The organism is Sphingomonas sp. 22R3R2A-7 (assembly GCF_036856055.1).
Lineage (GTDB): Bacteria > Pseudomonadota > Alphaproteobacteria > Sphingomonadales > Sphingomonadaceae > Sphingomonas.
This window is the reverse complement of the sequence record NZ_JASPFR010000001.1, coordinates 305,587-328,007: the sequence shown is the minus strand read 5'-3', so window position 1 is coordinate 328,007 and position 22,421 is coordinate 305,587. Positions and strand designations below refer to the sequence as shown.

Sequence of the window (22,421 nt, the reverse complement as noted above, 5' to 3'; positions counted from 1 at the left end):
CCGCTGCTACGCGGTCGGCATGGCCAAGCCGACACCCGAAGACAAAACGCCCCGCCGGATCGGCGACCTCGCAATGGTATGGCGCCACGCCGTCGCCTATCCGCGCCAGATCACGATCGCGGGGCTCGCGTTGATGACGACCTCGGCGGCGACGATCGGGATTCCCTACGGGTTCAAGCGCGTCATCGACCGTGGCTTCGGACCCGGCGCGAGCGGGTCGGTCGGGACCTCGTTCCATTACCTGCTGATGATCGTGGTCGTGCTCGCGCTCGCGACCGCGGTCCGCTTCTACTACGTGTCGTGGCTCGGCGAACGCGTCGTCGCGGACATCCGCACCGACGTGCAGCGGCACCTGCTCCGGCTCACCCCGCGCTTCTTCGAGGAGAACCGCCCGTCCGAGATCGCGTCGCGGCTGACCTCCGACACCGCGCTCATCGAACAGGTCGTCGGCAGCACCGCGTCGATCGCGCTGCGCAACACCTTCACCGGGATCGGCGGCCTGATCTATCTGTTCGCGATCTCGCCAAAGCTCGCGGGGCTGCTGATGGTCGGCATCCCGCTGATCATCCTGCCGATCGCGCTGCTCGGCAAACGCGTCCGCAACCATTCGCGCACCTCGCAGGACCGGATCGCCGATGTCGGCGCGATCGCCACCGAGACGCTCGGCGCGATGAAGGTCGTGCAGGCGTTCGGCCAGGAAGACCGCGAGGCGGCACGCTTTGCCAAGGCCGTCAGCGACACCTTCGCCGCGGCGCGCGCGCGCATCCTGCTTCGCGCCGTCATGACCGCGATCGTCATCGGGCTCGTCTTCGGCTCGATCACGCTGGTGCTCTGGGAGGGCGCGATCGACGTCGCCGCGGGACGGATCAGCGGCGGCGCGATCGCCGCGTTCGTCCTCACCGGCGGGATCGTCGCAGGCGCGTTCGGCGCGCTGACCGAAGTCTATGGCGACCTGCTCCGCGGTGCGGGCGCCGCCGGGCGGCTGTCCGAGCTGCTCCGCGAACGACCCGAGATCGCGACGCCCGCACAACCGCGTGCGCTCCCGCAGCCCGCGGTCGGTGCGCTCGTGTTCGACGATGTCCGCTTCCATTACCCCACGCGACGCGACGTCGCCGCGCTCAACGGCTTCTCGCTCGACGTGAAGCCCGGCGAGACGGTCGCGGTCGTCGGTCCGTCGGGCGCGGGCAAGACCACGTTGTTCCAGCTCGTCCAGCGCTTCTACGATCCCGACGCCGGCCGCGTCATGCTCGACGGCGTCGACCTGCGCGATGCCGATCCGGCGGAGGTGCGGTCGCGGATCGCGATGGTGCCGCAGGACACGGTGATCTTCGGCGCCTCGGCGCGCGACAATCTGCGCTATGGCGACTGGTCGGCGACCGACGACCGGCTCTGGGCCGCGGCCGAGGCCGCCAATGCCGCCGAATTCCTGCACAAGCTTCCCGACAAGCTCGACACCTTCCTCGGCGAAGGCGGTGCGCGCCTCTCCGGCGGGCAGCGCCAGCGCGTCACGATCGCACGCGCGCTGCTTCGCGACGCGCCGATCCTCCTGCTCGACGAGGCGACCAGTGCGCTCGACGCGGAGAGCGAACGGCTCGTTCAGGAGGCGCTCGAACGGCTGATGGCGAACCGCACGACGCTCGTGATCGCGCACCGCCTCGCGACCGTCCGCGCCGCCGAGCGGATCATCGTCATGAACGACGGGCAGATCGTCGAGGAGGGCTCGCACGGGTCGCTGATAACCAACAGCGGCCTCTATGCCCGGCTCGCGAGCCTCCAGTTCAACGAGGCGGCCTAGGCTTCGGCGTCTTGGGCGCCTTAGGTTTGGGCGTCTTGGGCTTGGGGAGCGGGATTTCCGCCGCGGAGATGCGGACAAGTCCGGCGAGCCAGTCGGCATCGTCCCAGCGATCGGCGTCGATCAGCAGGCACGGCTTTGCCCCCGGATAGGGCGGTGCCTCGTCGATCGCGCCCGCATCGGCGCCCGCGCTCACATAGGCACGACCACCCGGCGTCGGCTTGACGAACAGCTGGTCGTCGCAGACCATCGCGACCATCCTGTCGTCGCAATAGACCCCGTATTCGCCGAACATCGGCCGCGCCCGGACATCGCCCGCGCTCGCGATCTGTTCGAGGATGAACGCGACGATGCCATGATCCGATGCCATTTTCGGATGATTGCAGATCCGCGCGCCCTTGGCGAGCCGCGCGCCGCGGTCGCGTTTCGCTTGCGGTGCGACGCGGGCACGGGCAAAATCGCGGCGAAACGGGAAACCCCGCACAACAGGAGACGGATATGCGCGAGTTCGACGTCGTCATCTATGGCGCAACGGGGTTCACCGGCCGGCTCGTCGCCGAACATCTCGCGCAGACCTATCCGACCGGGGTGCGCTGGGCGATGGCCGGACGCTCGCTCACCAAGCTGGAAGAGGTCCGCGCGCTGATCGGCGCCCCGGCCGACACGCCGCTGATCACTGCTGACTCGGACGATCCGGCAAGCCTGCGCGCGATGGTCGAGCGTGCGACCGTGGTGATCACGACGGTCGGCCCCTATCAGCTCTACGGGTCCGAACTCGTCGCCGCCTGCGCTGCGACCGGCACCGGCTATGTCGATCTGTGCGGCGAGCCCGCATGGATGCGCCACATGATCGACGCGCACGAGGCCGAAGCCAGGCGCACCGGCGCGCGGATCGTCTTCTCCTGCGGGTTCGACAGCATCCCCTTCGATCTCGGCGTGCTGACGCTCCAGGAGGCGGCGAAGGCGCGCTACGGCAAGCCGGCGCCGCGCGTGAAGGGGCGCGTCCGCAGCATGCAGGGCACCTTCTCGGGCGGCACCGCCGCGAGCCTCAAGGCGACGCTCGCCGCCGCCGCGCGCGATCCCGCGATCGTCCGGCTCCTCACCAGCCCGTTCGCGCTCACGCCCGGATTTACCGGCGCGCACCAGCCGACCGGGCTCATCCCCGAATATGACGCGACGCTGCAGGCTTGGGTCGCACCGTTCGTGATGGCGCCGATCAACACCAAGAACGTCCACCGCACGAACGTGCTGCTCGGCGAGGCCTATGGCGCGGACTTCGTCTATGACGAGATGATGGTCGCCGGGCTCGGCGACATCGGCAAGGCGGCCGCCGAGGCGATCGCCAGGTTCAACCCGTTCGCGGGCGACAAGGGCCCCAAACCCGGCGAGGGCCCGTCAAAGGCCGAACGCGACGCAGGCCATTACGACATCCTCTTCGTCGGCATCATGCCCGATGGGTCGCGGCTCGACACCGTCGTCACCGGCGACCGCGATCCCGGTTATGGATCGACCAGCAAGATGATCGCCGAAACCGCCTTGTGCCTCGTCGAGGACGGCACGACGCGTGGCGGGATCTGGACGCCCGGCGCGCTGCTCGGCGCGACGCTGCGCGACCGGCTGATCGCCAAGGCCGGCCTCGGCTTCGTGACGAGCTGAAACCATGCTCGGCGATGCATCCGGAACCGCGTCTGAAACGTATGGTATCCGGCATGCGCACGTAACCGGAGGAACCAAGCTGCAGCTCGTCGGCCATTCGATGTCGGACCAGAACGGTGTTCTGCTGTCCATGGACTCCGCGGTCGAAGCACTGCTTCAGCGGTGCGAAAGCGAACTCATCGGTCGATCGTTCGCGGAGATCACGCATCCCGACGACCGGACCCGAAACGTCGAGATGATCCGCCGGCTCGGCCCCGACGATGGCCCGATACGGATCCGCAAACGCTATCTGATCCCCGACGCCGCGCCGATCTGCGTCGATCTCCAGGTCTCGCGTCTCGGCCGCGGCATCGACGCAGGCCGTCTCGTCGGCACCTTGTACGTCCCCGATACCGCATCGATCCTGACCACGGGCGACGGCATCATGCCCGACCGGCTCTGGACGGTCGCGGCCAAGGTCGACGTGATGCTGCAGAAGCGCCGCGCGCATCTCGGGGACGACCTGTTCGGCGACCATGCGTGGCTGATCCTCGTCCAGGTCTATCTCGCGGAAGCGGAAGGCCGCCTCATCGATGCCGAGGAGATCGCCGACCGCACGCGGATGGACACGCCGCGCGTCGCCCGCTGGATCGCGGCGCTGACGGGCAAGCAGCTGCTCGATCATCCCGAGGAAACCGGGCGAACGATCCAGTTGACCGCGCAGGGTCTTTCCAGCATCGAGACGCTGCTCGGCAACTACGCGAATTTCTGAGGCGGCAACGCCGGCTCGCGTCAGGCCCGCCGCCCCTCGTTCTGGACGTTCCTGCGTAATGACGCCCCCATCCGACGCCCCCCGCCAGGCTTCCCCCGACGACGCCCCGATCCGTGTCGCCGCGCTCTATCGCTTCACGCGCCTTTCGGATCTCGCGGCGATCAAGCCCCCGCTCGCGCAGCTCTGCTGCACCAACGGCGTCAGGGGGACGCTGTTGCTGGCGAACGAGGGGATCAACGGGACGATCGCGGGGACCGACGACGGGATCGACGCGGTGCTCGCGCATATCCGCACGCTGCCCGGCTGTGCCGATCTCGAGGTCAAGGATCTGCGCGCGGCGACGATGCCGTTCCACCGGATGAAGGTCCGGCTCAAGCGCGAGATCGTGACGATGGGCGAGCCCGATATCGACCCGCTCGAAGACGTCGGCCATTATGTCGACCCCGCCGACTGGAACGCGCTGATTGCCGATCCGGGCACGATCGTGATCGACACGCGCAACGATTACGAGGTCGCGGTCGGCAGCTTTTCGGGCGCGCTCGACCCGAAGACGCGGAGCTTCCGCGACTTTCCCGCCTGGTTCCGCGAGCACCGCGACGCGCTGGTCGGCGACGGCCCGCCGCCAAGGATCGCGATGTTCTGCACCGGCGGGATCCGCTGCGAGAAATCGACCGCGTTCCTGAAAGCGGAAGGGTTAGACGAGGTCTACCACCTCAAGGGCGGCATCCTCAAATATCTCGAAACCGTGCCCGAGGCGGAGAGCCTGTGGGAAGGCGAATGCTTCGTCTTCGATCAGCGCGTCGCGGTCGGCCACGGCCTCGCGCCCGGCACGCACGGCCTGTGCCACGCCTGCCGCATGCCCGTCAGCGCCACCGACCGCGCCTCGCCGCTCTATGTCGAGGGCATCAGCTGCCCCGCCTGCCACGACGCCCGCGACGCGACGCAGCGCGCCGGCTACGCCGAACGCGAGCGCCAGATGCGCCTCGCCGAAGCCCGCGGTCAGACGCATGTCGGCGCGGTCCTCCCGCAGACGCACGCGGACGACGACGGCGACACCCCTTCTCCGTCATCCTGACGAAAGTCAGGACCCACACCTCTTCCCGTCATCCTGACGAAAGTCAGGATCCAGAGTAACGGGCGGCACCCTTGTGGCTCTGGATCCTGACTTTCGTCAGGATGACGGAGTCTGGAGCGACTTCATGTTTGTCAGGATGACGACGTTTAAGCGGCAAATCCCAACCCGTGCGAACCCTCAGCAAACCGCGCCGCGAGCACCGCATTCCCCTGCGACATCGCCAGCGACGCCACGCTGTTCCCCGCCGCATCGACCACCGCCGAATCCGCACCCTGCTCGATCAACAAGTCGATGATCGCCCCCTGGTTGAACAAAGCCGCCATCATCAGCGCAGTCTGCCCGACGCCGTTGCGCCGGTTCACGTCCGCCCCCGCCGCAATCAGCATCCGCGCGATCGGCGTATAGCCCTTGAAGCACACCCCCATCAGCGCGGTATTGGCGGTGCTCGCCGGATCGCCATCGACCCGCGCGCCCGCGTCGAGCAGCAGCCGCGTCGTCGACTCCTGCGCATTGTAGCTCGCCAGCACGAGCGGCGTGTACCCCCGCGCATCGGTCACCTCGATATCGACCCCCGCCTGCAGCAGCGCGGGGATCATCTCGTCCCGCCCCATCCGCGCGGCATCGAACATCAGTTCGACGAGCCGCTCGATCGGCGGCAATGGCGGTAGCTCGCGTACGTCAGTCATCAATCGCCTCGATGATATGCGGGACGAAGCGCGCCATGTTGCGCGTCACCACCGTCTCATCCTCCCGAACGCCGATCCCCGCGGCTTCGTTGCCGACGATCCACGCCCCGATCACCGGATGCCGCCCGTCGAACACCGGCGGCGGCGCATAGGCCTGGAGGATCGCGCCCTCCGCGCCATAGCCCTGGTCGAGAATGGCGGGCGTGCCGCCCTCCCCGCCGACGATCTCGACATTGGCACCCTCGCGCGAGAAGAGCGGCTTGCGGACATGGCGCGGCCCCAGAATGCTCGCCGCCGGATCGCCGTCGAAATACGCCGGCAGCAGGTTCGGATGGCCGGAATGCCGCTCCCACAGCAGCGGCAGGATGCCCTTGTTCGACAGGATCGATTTCCACGCCGGCTCGATCCAGCGCACGTCCGCGCGCGACAGGTTCGGCGCATAGGGTTCGCGCAGCATGAACTCCCACGGATAAAGCTTGAACGCCGCCTGCACCTCAAAGCCTTCGGGGTCGACGAACCGGCCATCCGCGGCGAGGCCGATATCCTTCATCTCGACGAACTTGGGCTCGATCCCGACCTGGCTCGCCAGATCCTCGAAAAACCGCACCGTCTGGCGGTCCTCGATCGCGGTCGCGTCGGCTGCGAAATGGACGAAGCCGCCGCTCGGGAACAGCGCGCGGAACCGCTCGCGCAATTTGTCGAACAGGCTGTTGAACTGGTCGGTCCCCGCCGGCATCGCCCCGCTCGCGAGCAGGTCCTCCAGCCACATCCACTGGAACGTCGCGCATTCGAACACCGATGTCGGCGTGTCGGCGTTATATTCGTAGAGCTTGGCCGGCCCCGTCCCGTCATAGGCAAAGTCGAACCGGCCATAGAGCGACGGCTGGCGCGTCCGCCACGTCTCCGCGACATAATTCCACTGCTCGCGCGGGATGGCGAGCCGCTCCATTAACTGCTGGTCGCGCACCACTTCATCGACCAGTTCGAGGCACATCGCGTGCATCTGTTCGGCCGCGGGTTCGAGGTCCTCCTCGATCTCCGCCAGCGTGAAGGCATAGGCGGCGCTCTCGTCCCAATAGGGCTCGATCGCGTCGCCGACCGCCGTGCCGTGATAGACGAACCCGATCGCGTCGGCCCGCTCGCGCCAGTCGCCGCGCGGGTCGACCGCGATCCGGCGCATCAGTTGTCCTGCGTCTTGCTGTCGTCGCGCTGCTCGATCCGCAGCGTCTGCCCGAGCTGGTCGGCCTTGGGCGCGGTCAGCCGGGCGAGCACGTCGTCCGCGGACGACTGACCCGGCAGGATCCCCGCCTGGCGCAGCTTCTCGTCGAGATCCGCGCCGGTGCGCCGATCCTCCAGCTCGCCGGCCGCCTTGATCCGCTCGCCGCGGATCGCCTGCCGCTCGCGGATCCGCGCAAGGCTGTCCGCCGCGGAACCCAGCTTGTTGCCCGCGCCGATGCTGCCCGATGCGACCGTCGCCTGCGCCTTCTGCACCGACTCGTTGACCTTGACGACCTCGACCTCGCGGCGAAGCTGCTCGATCTTGCGGTCGGTCTGCGCGACCGCGGTGTGGATCTGTTCCTCGGCGGCGCGCATGTCCTCGACTTGCGGGCTTTTCAGCGCGATGTCCTGTTCGAGATCGGCGATCCGCTGCGCGACCTGCCGTGCGAGGTCCATATTGCCCTTCTCGACCGCGATCCGCGCCGAGGCCTCGTATTTCGCGGCCTGCGCGCGGAAGCTCTCGACCTCGGTTTCGAGGATGCGGCGGCGGGCGACCAGCCCCGCGAGATCGTCGCGCGCTTTCCCTTGCGCCTTGTCCGCGTCGCGGATCTCCTGGTCGAGGATCCGCAATGCGTTCGCGTCGACGACCGCCGCGCCCGCTTCATGCGCGCCCGCCCGACCGAGGGTGAAAATCTTGCTCCAGATGGCCATGCCAGTCTCTCCGTATGAGTCTTCAGGTCAGGCGGCGGGGATCTGCGCGTTGCGCAGGTCGGTGGCCGCATCGATCGCGTTCTCGGCGAGCGTGCGCAGCTCGATCACTACCGTGTCGAGCCGGCTCGACGTCGCGAGTTCGCCGAACAGTTCATAATAATCGCGCCCCTCGACGCTGCCGATCCCGAAGTTCGACAGCGGCACGAGCTTTTGCGATTTGAGCAGGAACGCGTTGAACGCATTCTGGTCCTCTTGCTCGTCGCACGGCCAGAGCAGCGTGGATGCCGAGATCTGCGCCTCGCTGACGTTGACGAACAGTTCGAGGTCGCCATGCTCGTGCATCGTGACGAGCAGGATCGGATCGGCCCCCTCGACGATCCGCGCGGTCAACTCACCCGTCTTGGCGGGCTCGGACGTATCGAGCGCGGCCTTCAGGCTGCGGACGGTCCAGGTGTCGGTCAAAGCAGAAACTCCCGTTCGTGTCTCTCCCGCCCACATAGGACGTGTCGCGAACCCTTGCTATGCCGTTCGCTCGCGAAAGCGGCGGCATCCTCCCCACCCCGTCATCCTCCCCACTCCGCCGTCCCCACCCCGTCATCCTGACGAAAGTCAGGATCCAGAGCGGCCAGGCGCAGTGCATCGTAACCCTGGATCCTGACTTTCGTCAGGATGACGGGAGGTGTGTCGAAGCCGCGCCGACCAAAAATAGCGATCCCCCGCAGCCCTCTCCACCCCGATCCCGCTTTGCGCCCCTCCCCGCTTTGCCCTATGCAGACTGCCAACACAGAAGCGAGGATTGCATGTTCGATCGCCTGTTCGGCCGCAAGCAACCGCTTGAGGGAACCGAGCTCCCCGTCATCCGCAACGTCACGCTTGGCCGCACGGTGACGGTCGACCCGCTCGCGTGGCGCCGGTTCGGGGACGAACTGCTGTTCCCGTTCGACCGCGACACGCTCGTGATCGTCGCGCAGGGTCTGGTCGACCTCAACGAGGGCGGGTTCGTCCACCGCTTCTACACCGATGACGACATCATGTTCCAGGCGGTCTCGAACGACCGCGCGGGGCAGGACGTTACCGACGTCACGATCTTCGCGCCCTGGGACAGTGCCTATCCCTCGTCCGCCGCCCAGCGTCCGGCGTGGAAGAACCGGCTCAAGGCGCGCAGCTTCACCGCCGAGGGCCTGCCCGATTATCACCGCGTCTGGTTCGGCCCCGAGGCGAGCGAGCAGGAACCGGTGACCTTCTGGGAGGACATTCACGACGACCGCGACGGCATCGTCGACCGCCGCATCTTCCAGACCTGCATGCTGTTCGGCCGCGACCTGCCGGGCGAGGACGGGCGCGAGCTGCTGCTGGCGATCGACCAGGAGAACGAGGCGGGTGACGTCTCGTTCGAGATCATGCTGGGCATGGCACTGGAACTCGGCGAATTCCGCGCCTAGCATCGCACCAACGGCTTCGGGGATAGCAGATGTTCGATTATTACGGCTTCGGCGCCAGCGTGGGAGCCTTTCTGATCGCGTTCGTCGCGGCGGGCCTCTTCACGATCGCGTTCAAGATCATCTTCCAGGCGACCACGCCGTACAATGAAAAGGCGCTGATCCGCGACGGCAATACCGCTGCGGCGATCACGCTCGGCGCGGCGTTGCTGGGCTATGTCCTGCCACTCGCGTCCGCGCTGACGCATACCGTCAGCCTCGTCGAATTCGCGGTGTGGGCGGTGCTCGCGGGCGTGATCCAGATCATCGCCGCGCTCGTCGTGCGCCGGCTCGTGATGCGCGACATCCACGACCGGATCGTCCGCGGCGACATCGCCGCCGCGACCTATATGGCGAGCATCTCGCTGTGCGTCGGCATCCTCAACGCCGCGTGCATGACGAACTGAGAGGCAAAGACATGAAGCGTTCCAGTTCGATCGTCCTCACCGGCCTGATCGCGGGATCGGGGATCTCGCTGACCGCGTGCGACGGCGATGTCGGCGGCAAGCCCGTCGATGCGCAGAGCTACACCTCGGTCGCCGAATGCCGCTCGGCGGGCGCGATCCCCGCGGTCCAGTGCGACGCCGCGTTCGAACAGGCCAAGACCGACGCCGCCAAGACCGCACCGCGGTTCGAGGACAAGCAGACCTGCGAGGAGCAGTTCGGCGCCGCGCAGTGCGAGCCGCGCAACAACGGCAGCGGCGGCAGCTTCTTCACGCCGTTGCTCACCGGCTTCATCATCGGCCAGGCGCTCAACGGCGGTTACGGCTATCGCGGCGCGCCGATGTACCGCGATCGCGCGGGCAATTATTACGGCGGCGCCGGCGGGCGTATCAGCCGCGACTATGTCACCGGCCGCACGCGCGTCGGCTCGGACGCCTTCACCCCCACTACAGCGCGCGCGCCCGCACGGGTCCAGACCCGCAGCTCGGTCATCTCGCGCGGCGGGTTCGGCGGCGGCTTCGGCGGCCGCGGCGGGTTCGGCGGCTGACCCGCTGATCCTCCCCCGCCCGAGGGGAGGGTCACGCGTCGCGCCCCACGCGCAGCATCGCCAGCGCGGCCACCGCCATCACCCCCGCCGCGATCAGCATCGCCCAGACCGGATCGCCCGGAAAGAACGTCCGCACCACCTGCCCCATCACCGACGACACGATCAGCTGCGGCAGCACGATGAAGATGTTGAACAGCCCCATATAGACGCCGAGCTTGCCCTGCGGCAGCGCGTTCGACAGCATCGCATAGGGCATCGTCAGGATCGACGACCAGGCGATCCCGATCAGCACCATCGACCCGATCAGCATCAGCGGATCGCGGATGACGAGGAACGAGGCAAACCCCGCCGCGCCGCTCAGCAGCCCGACGATATGCGCATCGCGCCGCCCGATCCGCGCCGCCAGCCACGGCATCACGAACGCCCACAGCGTCGCCACGCCGTTATAGACCGCGAACAGCACGCCGACCCAGTTCGCCCCCTCGTTATACGCGGCGCTCGTCGTGTCGGTCGTCCCGAACACGTGCTGCGTGACGATCGGCGTGGTGTAGATCCACATGATGAACAGCGCCGACCAGGTGAAGAACTGGACCAGCGCGAGCCGCTTCATCGTGCCCGGCATGCTGCCGAGATCGCCGACGATCTGGCTGAGCACGTTCGACGCGCGTCCCGATCGCACCAGCGCGGCACTGACCAGCAATGCGGTCCCGAACGCGATCAGCCCGCCACCGAGCAGATAGACCGGCTTGTCGAGCCCGAAGCGCGAGACCGCGGCGATCACGATCGCCCCGAGCGCGATCCACACCGGCGCCAGCCGCGCCCGCGACGGGACGACCGCCTCGTCGCGCACCGGGCTATCGTCGGTGAACGCCGCCATCTGCGCGGGCGAATATTCGCGCGTCGTGAGGACGGTCCACAGCACCGCGAAGAACAGCGCGAGCGCGCCGATATAGAAGCCATATTGCACCGAGGGCGGGATACCCCCGCAGGCGCGGTGTTCGCGACCTGGAATATGTCGGTGAGGATCATCGGCGCGAGGCTGCCGATCACCGCGCCCGCGCCGATGAACCCCGTCTGGAACGCATAGCCCGCGGTCCGCTGCCGACTGCCCAGCATGTCGCCCACGAACGCGCGGAACGGCTCCATCGCGACGTTGAGCGACCCGTCGAGCATCCACAGCAACGCCGCCGCGACCCACAGCACCGGCGCATTGGGCATCGCCAGCAGCGCGACCGTCGCGAGCATCGCCCCTGCGAGGAAATAAGGTCGCCGCCGGCCCAGCACGCCCCAGGTCCGGTCGCTGTAATGCCCGATCACCGGCTGGACGAGCAGCCCCGTCAGCGGCGCCGCGATCCACAGAAAGGCGAGATCGTCGACCGACGTGCCGAGCGACTGGAAGATCCGGCTGACGTTCGCGTTCTGCAACGCAAAGCCGATCTGGATACCGAAAAAGCCGAACGAGATGTTCCACAGGCCCCAAAAGCCCTGCACGGGTTTCTCACGCGTCATGCCGTCCCCGTATTCGCATTCGTATCCCCGTCCGATTCCGTCGCCACCGGCACGCCGGACGACCGACGCACGACCAGCGTCGTCGGCAGGACCGTGCTCGACACCGGCCGGTGGTCGATCCGCGCGAGCAGCATCTCGACGAGCCTGCGCCCGCCCTGCACCGTGTCCTGCGCCACCGTCGTCAGCGGCGGGTTCGCAAGGCTCGCCGCGGGTATGTCGTCGAACCCGATCACCGCGACGTCGCGCGGGACGATCAGACCGGCACCCGCCAGCACGCGCATCGCCGCCAGCGCGATCAGGTCGCTCGCCGCCACGATCCCGTCGAACGGCACGCCGCGCGCGATCAGCGCCTGCGCCGCGCGCGTGCCGTCGTCCTCGGTGGTGATCGCGTCGACCTGCAGCCGCGGATCGACCGCGAGCCCCTCCGCGGCGATCGCCTCGACATAGCCGCGGTGCCGGTCGCGAAATTCGGGATAGTGATCGGTCGCATCGCCGAGGAACGCGATCCGGCGACATCCGCGCTCGATCAGGTGGCGTGTCGCGACGGCACCACCTGCGACATTATCGCACCCGACGGTCAGCCCGGGCTCGTCGGGCTGGACCGATCCCCAGCGAATGAAATGCGTCCCCTGCGCGACCAGCAGGTCGAGCCGCGCGCGGTAATCGGCATAGTCGCCATAGCCGAGCAGGATCAGCCCGTCGGCGCGGTGGCTGTCCTCGTAATCGGTATGCCAGTCCGACGAATAATTCTGGAACGACACCAGCAGGTCATAGCCGTGCTCGGCGCACGCCCCCATCATCGACCCCAGCATGCCGAGGAAGAACGGGTTGACCTCGGTCTCGTCGGGCGTCGGATCGCGAAAGATCAGCAACGCCAGCGTCCGCGTCTTGCCGCTGCGCAGGTTCGATGCGCTGCGGTCGACGGTATAGTTGAGCTGCTTGGCGATCGCCTCGATCCGCTGGCGCGTCGCGGTGCTCACCGTCGGGCTTCCCCGCAGCGCGCGCGACACTGTCGGCTGCGACACGCCCGCGGCCTGCGCGATGTCGAACGACGTGGCTTTTCGCTGGGCACTCAAGACGGGATCCTCTCGCGGTCGCTCGGGCGGCGGCACGGTCGATCATCACTCCAGAAATGCCGCGAGGTCAACGCATTGGCGGCCACCCTCTGTTGCAATTGGGTGACACAGCCGAAACGGCCGCATTGAATACGTATGTCGATCGATTGGCTTTCGCCCGGCGGAATTCCAATGGAGCGCCACACAGTGTCCAGCGCGCGAAAGATGCAGCGGGACGTTCAGGGGAGTTGAACATGACGACGTCGAAGCGTTTCCCGGCATCTGCCGCCCATAATATCCTCAACCTCTCGGCCAGCGGCGGCGCGCTCGCGGCCGCGCTGTTCGCGGCATCGGTCGCCGATGCGCAGGTTGCCGCCCCAACCGACCAGGCCGTGTCCGCGTCGCCTTCGGCACCCGAGCCGACCGCCGCACAGCCCGACCAGACGCCCGCGACGACCGAGACCGCGTCCGACGACATCGTCGTCACCGGCTTCCGCGCCAGCCTGCGCTCGTCGATCGCGGTCAAGCGCAACCTCGACGTCGTCGCCGAGATCGTCTCGGCCGAGGATATCGGCCGCTTGCCCGACGTCTCGATCGCCGAGTCGCTCGCCCGCCTGCCCGGCGTCACGTCGCAGCGTACCGGCGGCCAGGCGTCCGCGATCAACATCCGCGGGCTCAGCCAGGATCTCGTCTCCGCCACGCTCAACGGCCGCGAACAGGTCGCGACCTCGGGCAACCGCGTGATCGAATTCGACCAGTATCCGTCCGAGCTCATCAACCAGGCTGCGGTCTACAAGAGCCCCAAGGCCTCGCAGATCGAGGGCGGCGTCGCCGGCAAGGTCGAGCTCAGCACCGCGCGCCCGCTCAGCATCCCCGGCAAGACGCTCGTCAGCGTCAACGTCCGCGGCGTCTATAACGACCGCGCCGGCCAAAATCCCGACGCCAGCGAGTTCGGCTATCGCGGCAGCGCCTCGATCCAGACCAAGCTGCTCGACGACACGCTCGGCCTCGCGGTCGGCTATGCCCGGCTGAAGCAGGCGAACGTCGCGACGCGCTTCGTCGGCTACGACTATACCGCCACCGGCCAGAACGGCAGCCCGGCGATCCGCGATCTCGACAGCAACGGCCGCGCCGACGCGATCGGCTATGGCTTCGAGGCGGTCCAGTCGGGCGGCAACGAGACGCGCGACGGCGTGCTCGGCAGCATCCAGTATGAGCCGACCGACACGTTCCGCGTCCTGCTCGACGGCTATTATTCGCGCTTCAAGTCGGACGTGTTCCGCCGCGGCATCCGGATCGAGAACCTGCAGCAGACCAGCAGCAACATCACCGACCCGACCGTCATCGGCAACACGATCGTCGGCGGCAACGCCTCGGGCATCCGCACGCGCACGATCCAGCAGAACGAGAACCGCCTCGACAAGCTCTACACCTTCGGCGGCAACGTCCAGAAGGACATCGGCCAGCTCACGCTGACCGCCGACGGCTCCTATTCGCGCGCGTCGAGCTTCTTCAACAACTCGGGTCTCGACGACAACGGCAACACGACCGCGACGCCGACGACGCTCAGCTACAAGCTCGACGGTCTGAACGTCGGCTCGTTCTCGACCAACGCCAACTACACCGATCCCGCCGCGAACACGTTCGAGGGCTTCTACATCGTCCCGCAGAAGGACACCGACCGCCTCTATGCGTTCGCGGGCAGCGCGCTGCTCAAGATCGACGGTCCGTTCCTCAAGTCGTTCGAGGTCGGCGGCCGCTACGGCAACCGCAAGGCGGAGCGGGTGATCACCAGCTTCAACGCGTTCAGCTTCGCTGCACCCGTCACGCTGACGAGCGCCAATTCGACGACCGCGGGCTTCAAGGGCAAGTTCTCGTCCTTCCCCGACTTCATCGTCGCCGATATCGGCAGCATCTTCGACTCGCAGCTCGGCCCCGACCGCGTCGTCGACCAGGCGCAGGCGTTCACGCAGGACCAGAGCTTCACGATCGACGAGAAGACCTATGCCGGCTACGGCCAGCTCAACTTCGACACGATCGCCGGCTCGCTGCCGTTCAAGGGCAATATCGGCCTGCGCGTCGTCCATACGGACCAGAGCTCGTCCTCGACGATCTCGGACGGCGGCACCGGTCGCTACCTCAACACCCGCGGCCGCAAGTTCACCGACTGGCTGCCCCAGGCGAACTTCATTCTCGGCCTGACCGAGAACGACCAGGCCCGCCTGTCGCTCTCGCGCCAGATCTCGCGTCCGCGCTTCTTCGACTTCCGCAACTCGATCAGCACCAACCTGGTCAGCATCGGCGGCACCGCGGCGCGGCTCGACGGGTCGGGCGGCAACCCCGCGCTCCAGCCGTTCCGCGCCAACCAGTTCGACGCCACCTACGAGCATTATTTCGGCAACAGCGGCTCGCTCGTGCTCGGCGCCTTCTACAAGGACGTCCGCAGCTTCGTGATCGGCGGCGTCATCCCGAACTACGACTTCGCCGCCAACGGCATCAGCACCCCGCCGCTTGCCGGGACCGGCTTCACCAGCGTCGTCACGACCGGCAACCTGTTCGCACCGATCAACGGCAATGGCGGCTATGTCTATGGTTTCGAAGGCGCGATCACCAAGACGTTCGACTTCCTCCCGGCGCCGTTCGACGGCCTCGGCGCGGTGCTCAACATCTCGTACAACCAGTCCGACGTCAGCATCACCAACGCGATCAGCGGCAACACGCTCTCGCTGTCGCTGCCCGGCCTGTCGAAGATCGTCTCCAACCCGACGCTCTTCTACGAGAAGAACGGCTTCCAGACGCGCGTCTCGATGCGCTACCGCTCGAAGTTCGTCGCGCCGCAGTTCGGCCTCAGCGAGCAGATCGTGACCAATGCCGCGGAGACCGTGTTCGACGCGCAGATGAGCTACGAATTCCCGCAGGGCAGCCCGCTCGCCGGGATGACGCTGCTCGCACAGGCGAACAACCTGACCGACCAGCCGACCCGCTCCTATTTCGGCCAGACCGCACAGACGGGCACGCTGCAATATTTCGGGCGCCAGTTCTATCTGGGTGCGAGCTTCCGCTTCTAGGTGCCTGTAATACCGCCGTCCGCCCGGGGTCATCCCGGCGGACGGCGACCCGGCGCCGGTGGCGCCGTCACCGAGTTCCGGTGCGAAAAGGACATCCGATGATCAAGAGCGTCGCCACCATCCTGGCAGGGTTGCTAGCGCTCTCGCCCGCCATCGCAGACCCGGGCCCGGCATCGCGGGCCGCACGCAAGCCGGCACCGGCGACCGACTATCGCGCGCGGCTGCCGCAGGACGAGGTCATCTATTTCGTCCTCCCCGACCGGTTCGAGAATGCCGATCCCGCCAACGACCGCGGCGGCCTGACCGGCGATCGCCGCGTCACCGGCTTCGACCCGACCGCCAAGGGCTTCTATCACGGCGGCGACCTCAAGGGCCTCACCAAGCGCCTCGGCTATCTCCAGGATCTCGGCGCGACCGCGATCTGGCTCGGCCCGATCTTCAAGAACAAGCCCGTCCAGGGCGCGCCCGGCCGGGAGTCCGCGGGCTATCACGGCTACTGGATCACCGACTTCACGCAGGTCGATCCGCATCTCGGCACCAATGCCGACATGACCGCGCTCGTCACCGCGGCGCATGCGCGCGGGATGAAGGTCTATATGGACATCATCATCAACCACACCGCCGACGTGATCCAGTACCGCGAATGCACCGAGGGCACCCCCTGCGCCTATCGCGACCGCGCTAATTATCCCTATCAGCGCAAGCTCGGGCTGCGCGGCAAGCCGATCAATCCCGGCTTCGCGGGCGACGCCGTCCACACGCCCGAAAACTTCGCGCGGCTGACCGACCCCGGCTTCGCCTACACGCCCTATGTCCCTGCGAAGGAACGGACCGTGAAGGTCCCCGCCTGGCTCAACGACCCGATCTACTACCACAACCGCGGCGACTCGACCTTCACCGACGAGAGCTCGACGATGGGCGACTTCTCCGGCCTCGACGATCTCGCGACCGAGAACCCCCGCGTCGTGTCGGGGATGATCGACATCTTCGGCAGCTGGATCGACCGGTTCAAGGTCGACGGCTTCCGCATCGACACCGCGCGCCACGTGAACCCCGAATTCTGGCAGGCCTTCACGCCCGCGATGCTCGACCGCGCCAAAGCGAACGGCATCCCCAATTTCCACATCTTCGGCGAGGTCGCCTATGGGACGATGGATCCGGGCTATCTCGCGCGCTTCACCCGCGTCGACAAGCTGCCCGCGGTGCTCGACTTCGGCTTCCGCTGGGGCGTGACCGACGTCGTCGCGGGCAACAAGGGCACGAACGAACTCGCCGCGCTGTTCGACGGCGATGCGCTCTACGAGCACGGCGCCGACACCGCGATGATCCTGCCGACCTTCCTCGGCAATCACGACCAGGGCCGCTTCGCGCGCGACGTCCGCCGCCTCAACCCGAATGCGAGCGAGGCCGAGGTGCTCGCCCGCGTCAAGCTCGGCCATGCGATGCTGCTGACGCTGCGCGGCGTGCCGACCATCTATTCGGGCGACGAACAGGGCTTTGCCGGCGACGGCGACGACCAGGATGCACGCGAGGACATGTTCGCCTCGAAGGTCGCGGTCTATAACGACAACCGCCTCGTCGGCACCGACGCGACCACCGCGACCACCAGTTTCGGTACGACCCACCCGCTGTTCCGCCAGATCGCCGAGCTCGCCCGCCTCCGCGTCGCGCACCCGGCGCTCACCCGCGGCCGCACGCTCGTCCGCGCGCGCGGCGATACGCCCGGCCTGTTCGCGGTCTCGCGTTTCGATCCCGTGACCGGCGCCGAGATGCTCCTTGCGTACAACACCAGCGCCAAGCCGCTGACCAGCGCGATCCAGGTCGAGACTCGCTCGACGCGCTTCGATACGCTCGCCGGCGCCTGCGCCGCGCGCGCGACCGCCCCCGGCAGCGTCACGCTGACGATCCCCGCCTTTGGCTATGCGGTCTGCGCCGCGGAGACCCGCTGATGCCCGACGATACGAGCCTGCCCGTGCACCGACCCTGGTGGAAGGGCGCGGTCATCTACCAGATCTATCCGCGCAGCTTCGCGGACTCGAACGGCGACGGCATCGGCGACCTGCCCGGCATCACCCGCCATCTCGACTATGTCGCGAGCCTCGGCGTCGACGCGGTCTGGCTCTCGCCCTTCTTCACGTCGCCAATGAAGGACTTCGGCTATGACGTTGCGAACTACCGCGATGTCGACCCGATCTTCGGCACGCTCGCCGATTTCGACACGCTGATCGCGCGCGCGCACGCGCTCGGGCTCAAGATCATCATCGACCAGGTCTACAGCCATAGCTCGGACGAGCATCCCTGGTTCGTCGAGAGCCGTTCGTCGCGCACCAACCCCAAGGCGAACTGGTATGTCTGGGCCGACGCCAAGCCCGATGGCAGCCCGCCGTCCAACTGGCAGTCGGTCTTTGGCGGCCCCGCCTGGACCTGGGACGCGCGCCGTCGCCAATATTATCTGCACAATTTCCTGAAGGAGCAGCCACAGCTCCACCTTCACGATGCGGACGTTCAGGACGAGATCGTCGACACCGCAAAATTCTGGCTCGACCGCGGCGTCGACGGCTTCCGGCTCGACGCGATCAACTTCGCGATGCACGACCCCGCGCTGACCGACAATCCGCCGGTCACCGACAACAGCCTGAAGACGCGCCCCTTCGACTTTCAGGCGCATGTCCACAACCAGAGCCATCCCGACATCCCCGCGTTCCTCGAACGGCTGCGGCGGCTGATCGACGGCTATGGCGACCGCTTCACCGTGGCCGAGGTCGGCGGCGCCGACAGCGACCGCGAGATGAAGCTGTTCACGCGCGGCCAGACGCGGCTCAACAGCGCGTACGGCTTCGACTTCCTCTACGCCAACGAGCTCAGCCCGAAGACCGTCGCCGACGCGATCACGCTCTGGCCATCGGACGCGGAGATGGGCTGGCCGAGCTGGGCGTTCGAGAACCACGACGCGCCGCGCGCCGTCTCGCGCTGGATCGCGCCCGACCAGCGCGACGCGTTCGCGCGGATGAAGATCGCGCTGCTCGTCTGCCTGCGCGGCAACATCTTTCTCTATTATGGCGAGGAACTGGGCCTGACGCAGGTCGAGGTGCCGTTCGACCAGCTCCAGGATCCCGAGGCGATCGCCAACTGGCCGCTGACACTGTCACGCGACGGCGCACGCACGCCGATGCCGTGGCAGGCCGATGCGCCGCATGCAGGCTTCACTAACGCGACGCCGTGGCTGCCCGTCGGTGCGGACCATCCCGCGCTCGCGGTCGACCGGCAGGAGGGCGATCCCGACTCGCTCCTCGCGCTCACCCGCCGCCTGCTCGCGCTGCGTCGCGCGATTCCCGCGCTCGCGACCGGCGATCTGGTGCTGACCGAGGTCACCGACACACTGCTCGCCTTCGAGCGCCACGACGGCGACCGGACGTTGCTCTGCGTCTTCAACATGGGTGCTGCGTCGATCGACTGGAGCCCCGCCGATGCCGGCGACTGGCGCGTCCTCGAAAGCATCAACGACGCCACGACAGGGCGACTGGGTGGCTATGCCGCGCTGATCGCCGAAAGGACCGGATCATGAAGACCCTCTCGCTGACCCTCGCGACTTTGCTCGCGACGACCGCGCCCGTAATCGCGCAGGATCAGGCAGCCCCCGCCGTCACCACAAACGAGACGATCAAGCCGCAGCCCGTCCCGACGATCCCCTCGGCGATCGCGACCTCGCCCGACGGCAGCATCGCGGTCACCGTCGCGACCGACGGCGAAGGCCATGCGACCTACAGCGTCACGCGCAAGGGCACGCTGATCGTCAAGCCGTCGCGGCTCGGCTTCCTCTTCACCGACGCGCCCAAGTTCGACCGGCATCTGAAGATCGAGACCGTCACCCGCGACAAGGCGGATCTCGACATGGACGCAGCCCTGGGGCGAGTGGAAGACGATCCGCGACAACCACACCGAGATGCGCGTCCGCCTGCGCGAGACCGACCGGCTGCAGCGCGCGATCGACGTCGTCTTCCGGCTGCAGGACGACGGCATCGGCTTTCGCTACGTCTTCCCCGGCCAGCCCAATTTCAAGACGGTGAACATCGCCGAGGAGCTGACGCAGTTCGCCTTTGCCGAGGACGCGACCGCCTGGTGGAAGCCCGGCTTCGAATGGAATCGCGAGGAATATCTCTACAACCGCACGCCGCTCGCCGATGTCGGCACCGCCGCGACGCCGATCACGTTGAAGCTCGCGGGCGGCACGCATGTCGCGCTGCACGAGGCGGCGCTCGTCGACTATGCCGGCATGAACGTCGCCAAGGTCGAGGGCAACACGCTGAAGGCGGTGCTGACCCCCGGTGCCGGCGCGCCCAAGGTCACGCGGACCGGCGCGTTCGCGACGCCGTGGCGCACGCTGATCCTCTCGGACGACGCGCCCGGTCTCTACATGAGCCATATCGAGCTCAATCTGAACGAGCCGAACAAGCTGGGCGACGTCAGCTGGGTCAAGCCCGGCAAGTTCGTCGGCGTCTGGTGGAACATGATCACCGGCAAGTGGAGCTGGGCGACCGGCCCCAATCACGGCGCCACCACCGCGCATGTGAAGACCTATATCGACTTTGCCAGCGCGAACAAAATCCCCGGCGTCCTCGTCGAGGGCTGGAATGTCGGCTGGGACGGCGACTGGTTCGGCGACGGCACCGCGATGCAGTTCGACACGCCGACCGCCGATTTCGATGCCGGCTATCTCGCGAAATACGCGAAGTCGAAGGGCGTCTACCTGATCGGGCATAACGAGACCGGCGGCTCGGCCAGCCATTATGACGGCCAGCTCGACCGCGCCTTCGCCTTTGCACGCGATCACGGCATCCCCGCGATCAAGACAGGCTATGTCACCGACGCGGGCCAGATCGAACGCGTCGATCCCGACGGGTCTCAGCACCGTGAATGGCATGAGGGCCAGTGGATGGTGAACCACTATACCCGCGTCGTCACCACCGCCGCCAAGTACAAGGTGTCGATCGACAGCCACGAGCCCGTCAAGGACACCGGCCTGCGCCGCACCTATCCCAACTGGATCGCGCGCGAGGGGTCGCGCGGGATGGAATATAACAGCTGGGCCGGCAAGAACCCGCCCGAGCATGAGGCCAACCTCGCCTTCACGCGGATGCTCGAGGGGCCGATGGACTTCACCCCCGGCGTGCTCAGCCTCAAGGGCACCGACGACAGCGACCTCCTGTCGACGATCGCAAAGCAGCTCGCGCTCTACGTCGTGCTCTATTCGCCCGTCGTGATGGCGGCGGACACGCCCGAGAATTACGCGAAATACCCCGCCGCGTTCCAGTTCATCAAGGACGTGCCGACCGACTGGTCCGACACCCGCGTGCTCAACGGCGAGGTCGGCGACTTCGTTACCTTCGCGCGCAAGGACCGCAAGTCGAACGACTGGTATGTCGGCAGCGTCACCGACGAGAATGCCCGGACGCTCACCGTCGCGCTCGACTTCCTCGACGCCGGCCGGACCTACACCGCGCAGATCTACCGCGACGGCCCCGGCGCGGACTACAAGACGACCGCACGCCACGCGATCACGATCGAGACCAAGCGCGTCCGCAAGGGCGACACGCTGACGCTCGCGCTCGCCCCCGGCGGCGGGCAGGCGATCCGCTTCAAGGCGCGCTGATCCGGCGGGACCGGCGCTGCCGTATCGCAGCGCCGGTTCCCTCACCTGTTAGCGCCGCGGTGGCGACAGCGGCCCGCCGATCTCGATCGCCTTCTGATAGCCCGGCACCGCCTTCAGCCGCTCGAAATAGCCGCTCACCTCCGGCTGTCCCCTGAGCAGCCCCGCGCTCTCCGCGGTCGCAAGAAGATACGACATCTGGATATCCGCCAGCGTCAGCTTGGCCCCCATCAGATACGGCCCCTCGCCGACCCCGTCGGCGATATAGGCGAAGGTCTTGGCGACCTCGGGCTCGGAGAATTTGCCGAGCCCCTCGGGCAGTCCGCCCATCATCTTGCCGATCACCGTCATCATGATCGGGAACGCTGCCGAACTCTCGACATAGTGCAGCCATTCGTCATGGATCGCCGCCTCGGGCGTGCCCTCGGGCGGGCTGAGCCGCGCACCGCCGTACTTGCGATCGAGATAGGAGAGGATCGACGCGCTCTCGGCGAGTGTCAGCTCGTCGTCCTGCACGATCGGTGCCTTGCCCAGCGGATGCACCGCCTTCAACGACGCGGGCGCGCGGAAGCTCGCATCGCGCTCGTACCGGACCAGCTCATAAGGCAGCTGCAGTTCCTCCAGCAGCCACAAGATACGGAAAGACCGGGAGAAATTCAGGTGATGGACGGTCAGCATGGCGGGTCCTCGGATCGTGGTGATTATCGGATCGGCATGCGGAACGGGTCAGGCGGTTGGAAGGTTTCGCTGCCATGACCGGAATGCTCCGGAGACGGAGTCGATC

At 67.3% G+C, this 22,421-nt stretch carries 17 protein-coding genes and 2 pseudogenes; 11 read left to right on the top strand and 8 right to left on the bottom strand.

The features are described from left to right. The first annotated feature begins 19 nt into the window (after nucleotides 1–19). The gene (locus QP165_RS01500) at nucleotides 20–1,795 is read left to right on the top strand and encodes an ABC transporter transmembrane domain-containing protein (RefSeq protein ID WP_333993335.1); all 1,776 of its coding nucleotides are present in this window, start codon (nucleotides 20–22) and stop codon (nucleotides 1,793–1,795) included. On the opposite strand, the gene QP165_RS01495 is transcribed toward QP165_RS01500, so the two are convergent. After that, on the bottom strand, nucleotides 1,779–2,162 hold the full coding sequence (locus QP165_RS01495) for a TfoX/Sxy family protein (protein ID WP_333993332.1): 384 nt from the start codon (nucleotides 2,160–2,162) through the stop codon (nucleotides 1,779–1,781). The two genes, QP165_RS01500 and QP165_RS01495, sit on opposite strands and share 17 nt — an antisense overlap. 128 nt (nucleotides 2,163–2,290) lie before the next feature. Between QP165_RS01495 and QP165_RS01490 the strand changes: the two genes are divergently transcribed. The 3 genes from QP165_RS01490 to trhO are packed head-to-tail and all read left to right on the top strand — an operon-like array spanning nucleotide 2,291 to nucleotide 5,274. Continuing rightward, complete coding sequence (locus tag QP165_RS01490; protein WP_333993330.1) at nucleotides 2,291–3,448, top strand: saccharopine dehydrogenase family protein; 1,158 nt, start codon at nucleotides 2,291–2,293, stop codon at nucleotides 3,446–3,448. A gap of 4 nt (nucleotides 3,449–3,452) precedes the next feature. After that, complete coding sequence (locus QP165_RS01485) at nucleotides 3,453–4,199, top strand: PAS domain-containing protein (RefSeq protein WP_333993328.1); 747 nt, start codon at nucleotides 3,453–3,455, stop codon at nucleotides 4,197–4,199. Nucleotides 4,200–4,257: 58 nt separating this feature from the next. Next, the gene (gene trhO, locus QP165_RS01480) at nucleotides 4,258–5,274 is read left to right on the top strand and encodes an oxygen-dependent tRNA uridine(34) hydroxylase TrhO (RefSeq protein ID WP_333993327.1); all 1,017 of its coding nucleotides are present in this window, start codon (nucleotides 4,258–4,260) and stop codon (nucleotides 5,272–5,274) included. Nucleotides 5,275–5,420: 146 nt separating this feature from the next. Here the strand turns inward: trhO and QP165_RS01475 are convergent, their stop codons facing one another. From QP165_RS01475 to QP165_RS01460, 4 genes are read right to left on the bottom strand one after another with little or no spacing between them, the layout of a single operon-like run. After that, nucleotides 5,421–5,960 carry an ankyrin repeat domain-containing protein gene (locus QP165_RS01475; RefSeq protein ID WP_333993325.1) on the bottom strand — a complete coding sequence of 180 codons (540 nt, stop codon included), beginning with the start codon at nucleotides 5,958–5,960 and terminating at the stop codon, nucleotides 5,421–5,423. Beyond that, a complete protein-coding gene (locus tag QP165_RS01470; protein ID WP_333993323.1) occupies nucleotides 5,953–7,140 on the bottom strand; it encodes a glutathionylspermidine synthase family protein in 1,188 nt (395 codons plus the stop codon). Before QP165_RS01470 ends, QP165_RS01475 begins: the two co-directional genes overlap by 8 nt. Then, the gene (locus QP165_RS01465; protein WP_333993321.1) at nucleotides 7,140–7,889 is read right to left on the bottom strand and encodes a PspA/IM30 family protein; all 750 of its coding nucleotides are present in this window, start codon (nucleotides 7,887–7,889) and stop codon (nucleotides 7,140–7,142) included. Before QP165_RS01465 ends, QP165_RS01470 begins: the two co-directional genes overlap by 1 nt. A gap of 27 nt (nucleotides 7,890–7,916) precedes the next feature. Next, nucleotides 7,917–8,351, bottom strand: a complete 435-nt coding sequence (locus QP165_RS01460; protein WP_056022889.1) for a YjfI family protein — start codon at nucleotides 8,349–8,351, stop codon at nucleotides 7,917–7,919. Between the two features lie 338 nt (nucleotides 8,352–8,689). Between QP165_RS01460 and QP165_RS01455 the strand changes: the two genes are divergently transcribed. Genes QP165_RS01455 through QP165_RS01445 form a run of 3 tightly spaced genes read left to right on the top strand, consistent with a single transcriptional unit; the run spans nucleotide 8,690 to nucleotide 10,358 of the window. Continuing rightward, a complete protein-coding gene (locus QP165_RS01455; protein ID WP_333993318.1) occupies nucleotides 8,690–9,331 on the top strand; it encodes a DUF2491 family protein in 642 nt (213 codons plus the stop codon). A 29-nt stretch (nucleotides 9,332–9,360) separates the two neighbouring features. Further along, nucleotides 9,361–9,774, top strand: coding sequence for a DUF350 domain-containing protein (locus QP165_RS01450; RefSeq protein ID WP_333993316.1), 414 nt, complete (start codon nucleotides 9,361–9,363; stop codon nucleotides 9,772–9,774). An 11-nt stretch (nucleotides 9,775–9,785) separates the two neighbouring features. Then, entirely contained in the window at nucleotides 9,786–10,358 is a 573-nt protein-coding gene (locus QP165_RS01445; RefSeq protein WP_333993314.1) for a DUF1190 domain-containing protein, read from the top strand. A 31-nt stretch (nucleotides 10,359–10,389) separates the two neighbouring features. On the opposite strand, the pseudogene QP165_RS01440 reads toward QP165_RS01445, so the two are convergent. Together QP165_RS01440 and QP165_RS01435 are read right to left on the bottom strand one after the other, a co-directional pair. Then, nucleotides 10,390–11,867 (bottom strand): annotated as a pseudogene (locus QP165_RS01440) (MFS transporter). Further along, nucleotides 11,864–12,943, bottom strand: coding sequence for a LacI family DNA-binding transcriptional regulator (locus QP165_RS01435; protein WP_333993313.1), 1,080 nt, complete (start codon nucleotides 12,941–12,943; stop codon nucleotides 11,864–11,866). Before QP165_RS01435 ends, QP165_RS01440 begins: the two are co-directional and overlap by 4 nt. A 233-nt stretch (nucleotides 12,944–13,176) precedes the next feature. Between QP165_RS01435 and QP165_RS01430 the strand changes: the two genes are divergently transcribed. From QP165_RS01430 to QP165_RS01415, 4 genes and pseudogenes are all read left to right on the top strand, one after another. Then, nucleotides 13,177–15,990 (top strand): TonB-dependent receptor, encoded by a 2,814-nt coding sequence (locus tag QP165_RS01430; protein WP_056022868.1) that lies wholly within the window; start codon nucleotides 13,177–13,179, stop codon nucleotides 15,988–15,990. Nucleotides 15,991–16,088: 98 nt separating this feature from the next. Continuing rightward, nucleotides 16,089–17,939 (top strand): alpha-amylase family glycosyl hydrolase, encoded by a 1,851-nt coding sequence (locus QP165_RS01425; RefSeq protein WP_333993310.1) that lies wholly within the window; start codon nucleotides 16,089–16,091, stop codon nucleotides 17,937–17,939. Further along, nucleotides 17,939–19,555, top strand: a complete 1,617-nt coding sequence (locus QP165_RS01420) for an alpha-glucosidase (protein ID WP_333993309.1) — start codon at nucleotides 17,939–17,941, stop codon at nucleotides 19,553–19,555. The genes QP165_RS01425 and QP165_RS01420 overlap by 1 nt, the downstream gene beginning before the upstream one ends. Further along, nucleotides 19,552–21,640, top strand: a pseudogene (locus QP165_RS01415) (glycoside hydrolase family 97 protein). Before QP165_RS01420 ends, QP165_RS01415 begins: the two are co-directional and overlap by 4 nt. 48 nt (nucleotides 21,641–21,688) lie before the next feature. On the opposite strand, the gene QP165_RS01410 reads toward QP165_RS01415, so the two are convergent. Next, nucleotides 21,689–22,315 (bottom strand): glutathione S-transferase family protein, encoded by a 627-nt coding sequence (locus QP165_RS01410; RefSeq protein WP_333993308.1) that lies wholly within the window; start codon nucleotides 22,313–22,315, stop codon nucleotides 21,689–21,691. Nucleotides 22,316–22,421 lie beyond the last annotated feature (106 nt).